We start from the raw sequence: 15543 nt of genomic DNA, 5'->3' as shown, positions 1-15543 counted from the left end.
ACTGTTTAGGATAGTTCTATCAGCTAAACTTTTAACTTATAACAGCATTACATGTACTTAATTTTTGATACTGAAACTACAGGTTTACCTAAAAATTGGAACGCTCCTATTACAGATACAGACAACTGGCCCAGATGTATCCAAATAGCATGGCAATTGCATGATGATATGGGGAGACTTATAGAAAGTCAAGATTATTTGGTAAAACCAGATGGTTTTGATATTCCCTATGATGCAGAAAAAATACATGGTATTTCTACAGCTTTGGCAGAACAGAACGGAATTCCACTCCTTGAGGTTTTAGAGAAGTTTAATATTGCCTTATCAAAAACCAAATTTGTAGTTGGGCAAAATGTAGGTTTTGATTTAAATATTATGGGTGCTGAATTCCATAGGCATCAAATTGGGAATGATTTACAAGAACTACCCGTATTAGATACTTGTACAGAGCATACCGCAAGTCTATGTCAGATTCCGGGAGGACGTTATGGTAAATTTAAATTACCAACCCTTACCGAGCTACATCAGTATTTATTTGGAGAACCTTTTGGAGAAGCACATAATGCAACAGCAGATGTTGAGGCTACTACACGTTGTTTTCTAGAGTTAGTTCGTAAAAAGCAATATTCTATAGAACAATTAGATGTTCAACCAGATTATTTTCAAAATTTTTCTGAGGCAAACCCTCAGGAAATACAATTAATAGGTTTAAAGCATATCAACCTAAAAAAAGCATCTCAGAAAATAGCAGATGCTTTATGGGATAAAGATACTGGTGGGGCATCAGAAGAAGAGATAAAGCAGAATGTAAAAACATTAGAAACGGCCAGTTTTTCGCATTTGCACAACCATACCCAATTTTCTATTCTACAATCAACGATTAGTGTTCCAGATTTAATAAAAGCTGCAGCCAAAGAAAAAATGCCTGCGGTTGCTATGACGGATCACGCAAATATGATGGGTGCTTTTCATTTTGTCAATGGAGTTATTAATCATAATAAAGGGGTGGTATCTCGGAATACTGAAAATCAAAAACGTTTTGAAGCTACTCATAATGGAACATTAGAAGAGGGGCAGGAGCCGTTACATGAACTCCCTGAACCAGAATTAGAAATTACGCCTGTTGTTGGTTGTGAATTTCAAGTTTGTGAAGATCATACTAATAAATCGCAAAAAGACAATGGGTATCAGGTTGTTTTTCTGGCAAAAAATAAAAATGGCTACCACAATTTAGCAAAGATGTCTTCTATTGCCTTTGTAGATGGTAAATATTATGTGCCGCGTATAGATAAAAAGATAGTTGAAAAATATAAGGAAGATGTTATTGTTCTTACAGGTAATTTGTATGGAGAAGTACCAAGTAAGGTTTTAAATGTGGGTGAAAAGCAAGCTGAAGAAGCCTTGCTTTGGTGGAAAGACACTTTTGGTGATGATTTGTATATAGAATTAATGCGCCATGGCCAAGAAGATGAAGACCGTGTAAACAAAGTATTGATACAGTTTGCTAAAAAGCATCAGGTAAAGTTAGTAGCCACTAACAATACGTATTATGCAAATAAAGAAAATGCACATGCACATGATATTTTGTTGTGTGTAAAAGATGGCGAAAAACAAGCTACTCCAATAGGTCGTGGGCGCGGATACCGCTACGGATTGCCAAACCAAGAATATTACTTTAAATCTTCGGAAGAGATGAAAAAACTCTTTGAAGATGTGCCAGATGCAATTGTTAATATTCAAGAAATAGTTGATAAAATAGAAACCTTTACACTAGCACGTGATGTTTTATTACCTGCTTTTGATATTCCAGAAGAATTTCAGTTTGAGGAAGATAAATTAGATGGAGGAAAAAGAGGTGAGAATAAATATTTGCGTCATATTACCTATGAAGGGGCAAAGATTCGTTATGGAGAAATTACTCCAGCGATAGATGAACGTCTTGATTTTGAATTAAAAGTAATTGAAAATACAGGGTATCCAGGCTATTTTCTTATCGTAGAAGATTTTATTAGAGCAGCACGTGATATGGATGTGTCTGTAGGACCAGGACGTGGTTCCGCAGCAGGTTCCGCAGTAGCATACTGTTTGTGGATCACCAATTTAGATCCTATAAAGTACGATTTGCTTTTTGAGCGTTTCTTGAATCCAGATCGTGTAAGTATGCCCGATATTGATATTGATTTTGATGATGAAGGCCGTGGGCGTGTAATGGACTACGTCATTAATAAATATGGTGCCAACCAAGTAGCACAAATAATTACCTATGGTACTATGGCGGCCAAGTCTTCTATTAGAGATACGGCTAGAGCATTAGACTTGCCCTTAGGAGATGCAGACCGTATCGCTAAGCTAATTCCAAATATGTCTAAGCTGAATAAGATTATGCATATTGATGAGAAAGTGCTTCAAAAGAAGTTCCGCTCTGATGATATGGAAAATATCAATCAGTTATTGGCTATTTCGGAAGGGGATGGTTTAGAAGCAGAAACCTTAAACCAAGCCTATGTATTAGAAGGTTCGGTACGGAATACAGGAATCCATGCATGTGGTGTAATTATTACCCCAGATGATATTACCAAATTCGTTCCTGTAGCTTTAGCGAAAGATTCGGACATGTATTGCACCCAGTTTGATAATTCTGTAGTGGAAGATGCAGGCTTATTAAAAATGGATTTCTTAGGCTTAAAGACTCTAACCTTAATTAAAGACACCGTAAAGATTGTAAAAGCAAAACATGGGGTAACCTTAGATCCTGAGAATTTTCCTTTGGATGATGAAAAAACCTATGAATTATTCCAAAGAGGAGAAACAGTGGGCGTGTTCCAGTATGAATCTCCAGGGATGCAAAAGCATATGAGAGCTTTAAAGCCAACGGTATTTGCAGATCTTATTGCCATGAATGCATTGTATCGTCCTGGACCAATGGAGTACATTCCAAGTTTTATTGCGCGTAAGCATGGGGATGAAGAAATTGCGTATGACTTGGATGCAATGGAAGAGTATCTTGCGGAAACCTATGGGATAACCGTATACCAAGAGCAGGTGATGTTATTATCTCAGAAACTTGCTGATTTTACAAAAGGTGAAGCGGATGTCTTGCGTAAGGCGATGGGAAAAAAACAGAAGCATGTGCTCGATAAAATGAAGCCTAAGTTTATTAAACAAGCTTCAGAAAAAGGACATGCAGAAGATAAACTAGAAAAAATCTGGAAAGATTGGGAAGCCTTTGCAGCCTATGCATTTAACAAATCTCACTCTACCTGTTATGCATGGATTGCCTACCAAACGGCCTATTGTAAAGCACATTATCCAGCAGAATACATGGCTGCAGTGCTTAGTAATAATATGAATGATATTAAGCAGGTTACCTTTTTTATGGAAGAGTGTAAGCGTATGGGCTTAGAAGTTTTGGGCCCAGATGTAAACGAATCGTACTATAAATTCTCTGTAAATGATAGGGGAGCCGTACGCTTTGGTATGGGAGCAGTAAAAGGAGTTGGTGGTGGAGCCGTAGAAACTATTGTAGAAAACAGAAAAAAAGACGGTCCTTACAGATCTGTTTTTGATCTTGCCAAGCGTATAGATTTAAGAGCAGCCAATAAAAAAGCTTTTGAGAACCTAGCGGTAGCTGGTGGTTTTGATTCTTTTGGCGCTACCCATAGAGCACAGTATTTTCATGATGATGGTAGTGGGATTACTTTTTTAGAAAAAGTAGCCAAATCAGCATCAAAATATCAAGAAAATCAAAATTCTTCTCAAATGGATATGTTTGGAGGAATCAGTGAAGCACAAATTCCTGAACCCGAAGTACCACCATGTGAAGAATGGGGTACAATGGAAAAACTCCGAAGAGAAAAAGAAGTAGTTGGGATTTATATTTCAGGGCATCCGTTAGACGATTTTAAAACCGAAATAAAATCGTTCTGTAATGCTAGTATTGCTCATGTAATGGATTTACCAAGTTATGTGGGCAGAGAATTGTCTATTGCAGGAGTCATTACAGATGTACAACATCGAGTTTCTAAAAACGGGAAAGGCTGGGCGATGTTTTCTATGGAAGATTATACAGATTCGTATGAGTTTCGGATTTTTGGAGAAGAGTACCTCAAATTCCGCCATTTTTTAATGATCAATTCCTTTGCCTATCTAAAAGTATTTGTAAAAGATGGTTGGATGAATAGAGATACCGGTAAAAAAGGAGATCCTAGAATACAGTATAATAGTTTTATGTTACTACAAGATGTAATGGAAAACTATGCTAAAAAACTAACGATTAAATTAAATGTGGATACTTTAAAAGAAGATAATATTTATCAATTAAAAGAAACCTTAGGAATGCATACGGGGAGCCATCCAATAAATTTTGTTGTGTATGAGATGGAAGAAGAAATAAAAGTAAACCTAACCAGTAGAAAACAAAAAGTGCATATTTCTAGCGAATTATTGCATACACTAGAAGAGCAAGAGGTACATTTTAAATTAAACTGACTTGTAAAGTAAAATAAATAGAAAACCATGTAGTATCTAAAATTCTAATAGAGTTGTTATTTGTATTTATAGAATTCTACTGCTACATCTATGAAAATTAACACTGTAGAAACTATTGTAAAAATACGAACGCATCGTATTACTATTTACCCAGGAATAAAACCATAATCATCTTAAAATTGGTATAATAGTTAAAGGGATCATAAGGTTCGTAAGGAAAAAGAATTTTATTTGACTAAATTTGCATAATATTTAAAATAAAAACAACAATGGCATTAGAAATAACAGACGCTACTTTTGACGAGGTAGTTTTAAAAAGTGATAAACCTGTAGTAGTTGACTTTTGGGCTGCTTGGTGTGGTCCTTGTAGAATGGTTGGGCCCGTAATAGACGAAGTAAGTAACGACTATGAAGGTAAGGCAGTAGTTGGTAAAGTAGATGTAGATGCTAATCAAGAATTTGCAGCAAAATACGGCGTACGTAATATACCAACAGTATTAGTATTTAAAAACGGTGAAATAGTAAGTAGACAAGTAGGAGTTTCTCCAAAGAAAGTTTACACAGATGCAATAGATGCCGCGTTATAATACGATATAAATACCTATAAAAAAATCCTGCATTTGCAGGATTTTTTTATATCCAATATTTTGGTTTGTACTAGTGGTATTTATGCAATATCGAGATTTAAATATGCCGAAGCTAGTCTTACTATTTTTAGTTATTTCCTTATGAATACCTCTTGGCTTGCTCCAAGGTTGTTTATTTTAATATCTTCCTTATCTTAGTCTTATGAATATTCAGTCCGAACTCCATAAAGCTTCTCTTTTTCAAAATTTAGAAATCCTTGCGCAACAGGTTGTAGAAGGTTTTATTAGCGGGATACATAAAAGCCCATTTCATGGTTTTTCTGCAGAATTTGCAGAGCATAAAATTTATAATACAGGTGAAAGCACCAAACATATAGATTGGAAACTCTATGCTAAAACGGATAAACTGTACACCAAAAAATATGAAGAAGAGACTAATTTAAGATGTCATATGATCTTAGATAACTCTGCTTCTATGTACTACCCAGAAGTTAAAAATTTAGGAATAGACCATTTAAATAAGATTGGTTTTGGGGTATTAGCTATTGCTTCACTTATGAATATTTTAAAAAGGCAGCGAGATGCAGTGGGCTTAAGTGTATATTCGGATAGTTATAATTTTTATGCTCCAGAAAAAGGAAGTGAAAGGCATCATCAAATGCTATTGGCAAAACTAGCTGAAATTAGTTTAGATACAAAGCCAGCTAAGCAAACGCAAACCTATGATTATTTGCATTTAATAGCAGAGAAAATAAAAAGACGCAGTCTTATCTTTTTATTTACAGATATGTTTCAAACCGCTACAGACGATGAAAAATTATTTGATGCTTTGCGCCACTTAAAACATAATAAGCACGAAGTGGTCTTATTTCATTTATTAGATGCACATAAAGAATTGCATTTTAATTTTGAGAATACGCCCAAACGTTTTTTAGATGTGGAAACTGGTGAGCATATCGATTTGTATGCGGATACTATTAAAGAAGCATATGAAAGTAAGCTTATAGCCTATTTAGAAGTATTGAAGTTAAAGTGTGCACAGTATAAAATTAAATACGTAGAAGTAGATATAAAAGCTAATTTCTCTAAGGTTTTAAATACCTATATGGTTGAGCGTCAAAAATTTCTTTAAAAAGCCATAATTTTATTAAAAATTATTTGCGGATATCAATAAGCGGTGTATATTTGCAACCGCTAAACGCCACGGTTCGGTAGTTCAGTTGGTTAGAATACCTGCCTGTCACGCAGGGGGTCGCGGGTTCGAGTCCCGTCCGGACCGCTTTTTAAAAATAAATCCTTAGTTATCTTGTTGATTTCTAGGGATTTTTGTTTTTATTGATTTGATTCTTCCCCTCATGTTCCCCACTTTTTAAATAAACAACGAAAGCTAACACTAAAAATAATTAATTAAGACTTTGGTAGTATGATGGCTAATTGCTTTTTGTATTAATAGTATCAGTAATCCATTGCCTAAATTCAAACAAATTAGTTATCATCGAAAATTCTTGAATTTGACTATCCTCATCTTCGCAATTACTTCCTGTTGTAACTAAACCTATTAGTTTTGTTTCTTGGCCACCTTGGTAAAAGACTCCACTTCCACTATCACCCTTACAAGCAACATTAATTCCTTCTATACCATAGCATAGCATTTTATTTCTCAAAACATCTTTCATGTTTTTATATTGTTTGCATTTATTGTAATCTATAATGGGGTATGAAACTTTATTTAGTATTTCTGGATTCTCTTTGTTCTTAGTATTTCCCCACCCTACAGCTTCACTTACATTTTCTGAAGTAACATGTTCTAGTTCTTTTGTACTGACTATATTTATCGCTTTCCGATTTGTTTTACTCAAATCAATTGGTTTTCTCAATTCCAAAAGAGCTAAATCATTATAAAAGGTATTGGGATTATGTCCTTCTTTATAGATTAAATTTTTGATTTTTGATTTTTTGCCTTTTGACTTGTGAGAAACGCTACCTGAATAGATATAAAAATCATCATAATCTTCTAGTACCTCTACACCTTCTTCAATGTAATTAAAACAGTGCGCTGATGTTATAATCCACTTATCACTTAATATAACTCCACCACACCAGACTTCTTTTTTGTTACGATATTTTTTTATTGCTACTTGCCAAGGAAACTCCCCTTCAGAAACTTCTTTTCCTTCATAGAAAAGTTTTTGAAAATTTTGAGAGTGCGAAGTTTCTTCTTCATCTATTCCTGTCTTTTTTTCTTGAGAAAAAATTAATTGGCCAAGAAGTATCATAAATAAGAGAGAATTTCCATTGAGTTTATTCTTCATCCTCTATAATAACATCTTTAGTTAAACTTTGTATTTCAGATTCCGACTTAAGTTTTTTAATACGTAATTCCAATAGGTCAGTCTCTTCTTTCAAAATGTCATATTCTGACTTTCCTTTAACGGCTTCCAGTGCTTTTGAAAATGAACCGCTGATTGCGTCTATATCTTCAGAATTTAAACCATTAGCAGAAGCATTAATATCTTTAAACCAGCCCAATTCTTCATAGAATAATATGTTGTCAACATTTATCTTACTCGACAATCTACCAATATGACCTGCAGCTATAAAAGCAAAATCACCTACTTTTTCTTTTTTGTCATGTAATGTGGCATTGTAAGCTACTGGTATTTTGAAAGCAAGTCCACCATTTTCTCCTTCAATAATAGATTTACTTGTAAAATTGCCTCCAAAATTACCATTGAATTCTTTAAATTCTATTTTATAGCAGTATTTACATTCTCCTTTTTTAGTTTTACCATCCTTGATGTCTTCATCGCCTCCGTCGAATTTATTCTTTTTAATTTCTATAATACTTGGTTCATTTCCTTTTTTAAGGAATTGAAAGTAAAATGAATTTGGAGTACTCGCTAATGGGAATTTGTTAGAAGTATTATGTATAGTTACAACCTCTTTTTTAATCTCTTTTCCAAACAATAGTTCAAGATTTTTCACAAACTCTTCTAATTTGGATTTCCTTTGCTTTTTCAAAGAAGTAATATCTTTCTCAATTTGTTCAAGCCTGAATTTGGTTTTTTCTAAACCATTAGGAAAGTCGTTATTCAAACTCACCCTCAGTCGTAAATCATTTTGAGCTTTTTTGTATAAAGTTAGTAACGAATCTATTCTTTTTTTCTCATTGATAATATTTTGGAAAACGGTTATTTTCTTTTTTATCCTATCTTTGGTTAAAGTTGTCTTATCCTTTAAATTATCAAGAGATATTTCCTCGAAAATCGCCTTTCCGTGCTTAGAAGATTCATAAGTTTGCTGGCTCCTATTAACAGCTATGGCTTTTACAACACCACTTATAATCGAAGAAAGTATTTTAAACGTTTGATTTTGTGAACTTACAGTAGCACCTTGTATTAATCCATTTTGGGAAATTTTAAGTCCGATTTTATTTTTCTTATTCCATTTTTTCTTTAGAGTTATCTTATAAATATTTCCTTTGTCAGGAACTGCCTTTGTTCCTAAACTAAGAGACTTAGGAGTATAAATTGTTTTCTGATCATTTTCTACTCTTTTTGGTAAGATAATACCTTTAAAGATGCTGTCTAATTTAAATGCATCCTTAGCAGGAACCCAGCTTTTTTTCTCTACGTTAACTTTTACTTGTAAAACAGTATTTGGCAAAGCATAATAAAATCCATTTGGATCAGATATGGGGGTAGATACATTCTGTTTAGTAATGACTACTGATTGGCTACTGATATTGCATGCGATTAAGAAAATGAGGATAAAAGATAATTTTTTCATATTGGTTGGTTTAATGAATTATTGAGTTTGTTTTACAATTTGATTAGCCAATATACTTGGCTTTATGTTGGAGGGGAATTCCGCAAGCACTATTGCGTTTAATTAAAAAATGTTATAAAGTGAAAAGTAAGAAAGGAGAATATAAATGTAGGAAAAAATCTAAAAAAAACAAATCTAAATTTCTCTAAGTAATGATTTGTCTATTGTCTTTTGAATTGTATATTTTAAATCCTCGCCAATGTGAGTATTCAACTTCCCATCTTTAAGTACATTTACCCAAGCCATGCCACAGGCCCGTAAAGGATTTGATTTAATGGAGTGTTTCTTTTCATGCCATTAGATTTGTTTGTGAGTTTATCTTTTGAAAATTCGATACTCTTTCTAAGAGATTTGATGTATGGGTAGTGTATCATCAAACTCTCTATATCTTTTTCGCTTTGCTCTAGAAGGTTTTTCCAGTTAGAAAATGCGCTTTGCAGGTGCTGTATTACAATTTTTGAGTTATTGTAATCCCCTCTAGCATCAAAATATTTTTTCCTTGTATTAGTGTCATCTGTTAAGCCAACCGTGTCAATTTTAATCGCATAATTCCGGGAGCTATCTATTCCAACGGTTAGGGCAAGCCATTTGGCCTTTAAATCTTCTTTGGAAGGGTAAATCTTAGCCCACAAATAGCCATCAAACTTATTGGCTTGATTGGTAGGTCTTTGAGTGATTTTAACCTGTCCATTTGGGAATATCTTTTTTTGAAGTTCATCTGCCCAATACTTTACTTTGCTGTATGCAATTTTTAAATATTGGTATGCCTCCTCAATATCTGGTTGTGATCGATCACATGGTTTTTTAGCTGTTTTTTCTAATAAATCAAATTCATCATTTGTAAAAAAATCCATAGTGTGTATTTTGGTTTTTGAAGTTTTCCCCCCTATTCTAAAATCAAACAGTTTTAAAAAATTATTGCATGAAGAACCACCGCTGAATTTCTCACGAGGTAACTCAATGCCATTGGCAAACTTGTTTGCTATACTCACAACAAGTTTTGGCGGATACTTTTTACCCTTAAAAATCATATCGTATTTAGTTGATTCAGCCTCTTTCGGAATGCCGTTTTGATTTATTTCTTTGATAGCATTTAAGATATGTTCCTTATTGATGTTTTTTGGTATACTCATATTATTTACTTCCTAGCCTTCTAAAAGCCTTTATTATTTGAAATATTAATACACCTAGTATTAATCTATGCGAGAAATCTAAGAAGTAGATCAAAGCCTTGCCGTTTGCACCATAAACACTTTGAAACTTTCGTGCTGGATTGAGCATCTGCCAATACACCTCAAAATGATTCCAAAAAGCACATAGAGTCAATTTAACTTCTTCCCAATTCTTGGCCGGATAATATTGAATTTCGTCAGCAAAAAGAGGTAGTTGGATGATGTAAAAAACTAAGGTGATAAGAGCAGCAATCCAAACAGGTTTCCACCAACTTAAACCGTAGTTGTTTGTCTGATTAACTGTCATTATTAGCTTGTCAGTCCATTTGTATTTTTTGCCCAGTTGAGTATTGTTTTCTTTTTCTTGGGCTTTTAGTTCGTTACGGTAAGCTCGCATTTCACGCGCTCTGAAGGTTAAACTATCTATCTGATTACCTTGTGACTGTAGCGATTGTTTTATTTGCCTGTAGAGTTCGCGTTTTCGTTTGAAGTTTTTTGAAGACTCTATTTCTGGCGATTCTATCTGTATTTTATTGTCTGAAAACCAGTTGACATTTGTTGCTATTATATCGCTGAAGGAAGCATTAATGATATTAATGAAATCGAAGGAGTCAAAGTCAAACTCGTTAAATCTCGTGGGACCAAAGTTACTGTCGCTTGCTATAATAGAACTGTCAGGGTCATTAGCGACCTTAAAGAGTTTGTTCTCCGCGCCACTAGTATCAAATATAATATCGACAGAGTTGGAAAAATCAATAAAAAGCAAGCGTTTAAAGCTTGTCTTTTTGAAAACTAATTTCAACCCTTCGTTTATCCCTGATAACTTTGTTTCTTTTATTTTCCAATCAATGAATCGAAGTACGCCAGTAAAATTTGGTGACAACGGAAGTGTCAAACTGACTAACTCTTTGCTCATTCCGTCAAATTCAAAACCTTCAATAAAATCCGCTTGTGCAATGTAGATTTCGTGTAAACTTGTAATAATGTTTTGATCAGAATCATCCCTGTTTTCAAAGACTGCTTTTCTTTTAAATGTGTCTCCATGGATGAAAAACCCTTTGATTCTGCTAGCCCTTATATCAAAGGTGTCTTCAAATGTATTATGATTTAATGTGAAACTAATTGGGCATTCAATATTCCAAAAATATACAGAATCTATTATTGTTGATTTAATTATAGAAATATTTCCAATAGAGCTTGATACTCTTATTGTGCCGTTAACTTTTACATTTGATATACGAAGAGTACTTGAAGACTGACCAATTTCTATGTGTTTAGTTTTGGACTCTGATATAAAAACACCCTCACCTTTGATTCTAGAGTGATAGAATTTGAAATGCTCTATTTCGCAGTTGTTTACAACTTTAACGCCTCTTTCAAAATCACAATTACTTTCAAATTGTACAAAGGTGCTTTGGCAAGCTGATAATAATACACTTGCATTTAAACTATTAAAATCAGAGTTAAAGCCTGTTGAGGAAACCTTATTGAAAGCAATTCCTTTTTTGAAGTTGCATCCTTTAAAAATTAACCCAGATTTTATATCAACACCCCTAACTATTACAAGTTCTTGAAATGTGACGTTCATTATTTGACGAAATTCCCAGTCAACAATTCTTGCATCAATAACTACTTCGTAGTTTGCCTTATACGTTCCTCCCGTAAACTTGTCTTCTTTTAAATATTTGAAGAAATTAGCTTTAGTGAGAGTAGTACTTACCATAAATTAGTTTGAATTAATTAGCTCTTTCTCCCACCTAAGCTTCAAAACCAATTGAAGCATCTTATTGGTTTGAGGTTTTTTAAACTTCTCTGCCTTGGTGTTGAACCCCTCTTGTTTGATTGTCCAAAACTGCATGTAGCCGTAGATAGTCTCTAATTCTATGGACTGTGTATCGAGAATGGATTTACAAACCGTGTTCAGCAATTCGATTTGGTCGGTTTTGGCGTTAATTAACGGCATTTTGTACACCTGAATGAGTTCGTCTACCGCTTGAACAAAAGAAGCGTTTTCAGGGGCGTTTAATAAACTCAATACTTCGTGGTGTTTACTTGCCTTTACTTCATAAACCTCGCCTTGCCCAGCCTTTGTTTTTCGTAGGTAAGGATTGGTGTCGAGGTCATTTGAAAGCTCCCAAGAGAATGTGCCGAAATTAGATTTTTCAAAGGTGTAGGGTATAGCCTGTTTCTTAATAGCTTGTAATAAGAATCCTGTTTTTTGTTTCTCTACTTTACCATGCTTAAAACCAAAAGTATTTTCCATTTTTAAAGTAGCCATAGCCACTTGAGCATATTTGTCTATATCAGGAATAAGCTCTTTAAGTATATCTTGCTTAGGCTCGAAAACTTCTTTTAAAACACTCTGCATTAACTGCGCACTATGTTCTTGTCTTTGTTGTACTTCTTTCTCTAAATTATCACATAAACCCATTAAAGCGTTTACTTTTTGTGCAATGGCTTTTTGCTCTTCTATTGGTGGAAGTGGAAATAACATTTGACGTAAAAAAGTTAAAGAAACGAATGGTTGAGCTCCACCACTTGCTTTTTCTTGAACAGCATAAGCTATATGTTCGCTAAAAGTTTTTAAATAATCAGGAACACTTAAAGATTTCTTGTAATATTTAAATAACGCAACATTTTTAATCGCAAAATCAGTATTACCTTTTACCATCACTTGATTTCCAAGATTACCACCAATCATTGAAAATAAAATATCATCTTCTTCAACTAAAGAGCGTAAGTTTATTTTATCATAGTCTTCTTTTGAAATTCTCTTTGCCTTTTCAAAACTAATTTTACCATTTTTAAAATCTTTACTAGTGACTAGTGGATATGTATTTTCTCCAATAATATAAGAAGGCGAGTCGTGCGTTCCATCTCGTATATCAAAAATTTGTTGAAACCTACACCAAACCCAACCTTCAGGTAAATCATAAGGAATTTCATCTTTAGCAATTGATGGCAATGCTTTTTCCTTTTTTATTTTTTTCTCAGCAATGAGCTTTGCTTTCTCTTCTTGAATACGTTTTAAGAGTTGATTGGCATCTTCTGTATCGGGATTGTTAGCTCGCCAATCTGCTGTGAGTTCTCCTTGTACAGCTAATTGTAAAACTGTTTCTCTTAAATTTTTAATGTTAGTGCTTTCGTTAAAGAAGCTTTTAAAATGGTTTTGTAAAAAAGCCCATTCTTCTTTTACGTTTTTAGTAGCAAGTTGATTTAATGCTGATGTTACAAAATCTTCCTTTAATTGAATACGCTTTAGCGTTAACTGCTCTAATTGTTCTACTTCTTTAAAAAGAGTTTCTACAACTCTTACAATTTCTTTTTGTTCTTCTAGTGGTGGAAGTCCGAAAACTTGATTTCTTATTTTTACTCTCGATATATTTGGTTGTGCTCCACCTTCACCTTGATTAATAAATGTGTCTTTTAAAGCTTTTAATAATAAGTGTAAAAACAAACTAGTTATACAACTAAAAGGGGTGCAAGCGCAAACAGCTTGATTAGTTGTTCCTGTAACATTTAATATTCCAGTTTTTCCAATTGTAGCTCCATACATAGCAATTAAAACATCTCCAGGATTGTTAAGCCTTACAGATGTTTTTTCAAGAGCAAGTTGAGTGATTTTTTCTTTTGATTCATAATCCATAATAGAGTTATTCAACTCTCCAGACTTAAACCAATTTATTTCTCCTCCATAAAAAGATGAGTTTGAACGTAATGGTGTTGAACCTGCTCCCCAATCACCAATTTCTCCAAGTCTTACTGTTTCCCAACCATTAGGAAGACTTAAAATTTGCTCGTCTATTTTAACTTTGGAGAGTGACTTTTCATTCTTGATTTTTTTCTCTTGAATTAATAATTCCCTTTCAGTTTTTAATTCTTCAAGAAGCTCTGAGGCAGACTTTACATAAGGATTTTGTAATCTCCAATTAGATGTTAATTTTCCTTGAATCGCCAATTGTAAAATCAGTCCTTTTAATTCTGTAGCATTTTTAGGACGAATGGTTAGTTCTTTAAAGTGTTTTAGTAGTTGCATATTACTTTAAAGCTTCGGTTAACACATTAATGATTTCGTCTTGTATGCTAGAAATCTTTTGTTCTGTATTTCTGTATTTTTTTAGAATTACTTCAGGGCTTTCTAAAGTATCTGCTTCTTGATGTGGATTTTTAATATCAAGATTGTAATCACGTTTTTTTATTTCATCCAAAGAAACTTTCCAAGCGTATTCATTTTCTGTACGATTATTCCACCATTCCTTTTCTGCATTAAATTCTTTAATATTGATAGGTTTGGTTTTATTATAACTTTTAGCTCCTTCTGGGTATTGGTGTTCATAATACCAAACTTCTTTAGTTTGTGTTCCTTTTTCAAAAAACAACAGATTGGTTTTAATACTTGTGTAAGGATTGAATACACCATTTGGTAAACGTACTATGGTGTGTAGATTACATTTATCTAGCAACTCTTCTTTTAGGCGTGTTTTAACTCCATCGCCAAACAACGTTCCATCAGGTAATACAACTGCTGCACGACCACCGTCTTTAAGTCTCTTGATTATTAATGCTAAAAAGAGGTCGGCAGTTTCTTTGGTTCTAAACTTTTTAGGGAAGTTAGTCTCTGTGCCATCTTCTTCAGTACCCCCAAAAGGTGGATTCATTAAGATAACGTCTACACGGTCTTTTTTACCCCAATCACTGTAAGGTTGCGTTAATAGGTTATCTCTTCTTACCGCAGGTAAATCGAACCCATGTAACATTAAGTTTGTTGTACACAACAAATGTGGTAGTGGTTTTTTCTCAATACCTTGTATAGATTTTTGTAAGATGTCACGTTCTTGCGGTGTATTCACTTGTTTTCGCATATGCTCAATACTACACGTTAAGAAGCCTCCTGTACCACTTGCCATATCCAAAATGGTTTCACCGAGTTGTGGATTAATCATATCTACCATAAACTGTGTAACGGCTCTTGGTGTGTAATATTCTCCAGCAGAACCTGCCGATTGTAAGCCTTTTAAAATAGTTTCATAAAGGTCATTAAACAGATGGCGTTCATTACTATCATTAAAATCTATTTCATCAATTACGTTTATGACTTGACGGAAGAGTGTTCCGTTTTTCATGTAATTGTATGTATCCTCAAAAACAGAACGAATAATTTTTGCTTGAGGACTTTGCACGTTTAAGTCTTTAAGCGTTGGAAAAAGGTCGTTATTGATAAACTCCATTAAATCTTCACCAGTCAAACCTTCATCATCACTTGCCCAAGTAGACCATTTTAAACGCTCTGGTAATGGGCTTTTATAGTCGTCTATTGTCAGTTCCCATTCTTCTTCTTTATCTGCAAAAATCTTTAAAAAAAGCATCCACACCATTTGAGAGATACGCTGTGCATCACCATCAACTCCCGCGTCTTTACGCATTATGTCACGGATGGATTTTATGTTTGTTGTTATTTGGGTCATTAA

Annotated in this window: 9 protein-coding genes and 1 tRNA gene; 4 read left to right on the top strand and 6 right to left on the bottom strand. The window is 33.9% G+C overall.

All coding sequences use genetic code 11. From position 1 onward, the window contains the following. The first annotated feature begins 51 nt into the window (after positions 1-51). The 4 genes from dnaE to ACZ451_RS02615 all read left to right on the top strand — a co-directional run bounded on the left by dnaE (position 52) and on the right by ACZ451_RS02615 (position 6354). Positions 52-4488 carry a DNA polymerase III subunit alpha gene (gene dnaE / locus ACZ451_RS02630; RefSeq protein WP_464215534.1) on the top strand — a complete coding sequence of 1479 codons (4437 nt, stop codon included), beginning with the start codon at positions 52-54 and terminating at the stop codon, positions 4486-4488. A gap of 269 nt (positions 4489-4757) precedes the next feature. Further along, positions 4758-5075, top strand: a complete 318-nt coding sequence (gene trxA / locus ACZ451_RS02625) for a thioredoxin (RefSeq protein WP_464215533.1) — start codon at positions 4758-4760, stop codon at positions 5073-5075. A 202-nt stretch (positions 5076-5277) separates the two neighbouring features. Beyond that, entirely contained in the window at positions 5278-6207 is a 930-nt protein-coding gene (locus ACZ451_RS02620) for a DUF58 domain-containing protein (protein ID WP_464215532.1), read from the top strand. A 73-nt stretch (positions 6208-6280) separates the two neighbouring features. Then, positions 6281-6354 (top strand) — tRNA-Asp (locus tag ACZ451_RS02615). 151 nt (positions 6355-6505) lie between these two features. Here the strand turns inward: ACZ451_RS02615 and ACZ451_RS02610 are convergent. From ACZ451_RS02610 to ACZ451_RS02585, 6 genes are all read right to left on the bottom strand, one after another. Then, positions 6506-7387, bottom strand: coding sequence for a serine protease (locus tag ACZ451_RS02610; RefSeq protein ID WP_464215531.1), 882 nt, complete (start codon positions 7385-7387; stop codon positions 6506-6508). Beyond that, complete coding sequence (locus ACZ451_RS02605) at positions 7377-8864, bottom strand: DUF4831 family protein (RefSeq protein WP_464215530.1); 1488 nt, start codon at positions 8862-8864, stop codon at positions 7377-7379. The genes ACZ451_RS02610 and ACZ451_RS02605 overlap by 11 nt, the downstream gene beginning before the upstream one ends. A 272-nt stretch (positions 8865-9136) precedes the next feature. After that, on the bottom strand, positions 9137-10036 hold the full coding sequence (locus tag ACZ451_RS02600) for a hypothetical protein (RefSeq protein ID WP_464215529.1): 900 nt from the start codon (positions 10034-10036) through the stop codon (positions 9137-9139). Between the two features lies 1 nt (position 10037). Then, positions 10038-11798: a hypothetical protein gene (locus ACZ451_RS02595; protein WP_464215528.1), complete on the bottom strand. Its 1761-nt coding sequence runs from the start codon at positions 11796-11798 to the stop codon at positions 10038-10040. Positions 11799-11801: 3 nt separating this feature from the next. Next, a complete protein-coding gene (locus ACZ451_RS02590; protein ID WP_464215527.1) occupies positions 11802-14111 on the bottom strand; it encodes a restriction endonuclease subunit S in 2310 nt (769 codons plus the stop codon). Position 14112: 1 nt separating this feature from the next. After that, complete coding sequence (locus tag ACZ451_RS02585; RefSeq protein ID WP_464215526.1) at positions 14113-15540, bottom strand: N-6 DNA methylase; 1428 nt, start codon at positions 15538-15540, stop codon at positions 14113-14115. Positions 15541-15543 lie beyond the last annotated feature (3 nt).

The sequence above is a fragment of the Allocellulophaga tsushimaensis genome (assembly GCF_055383085.1).
This window is presented reverse-complemented; position numbering and strand designations above follow the sequence as displayed.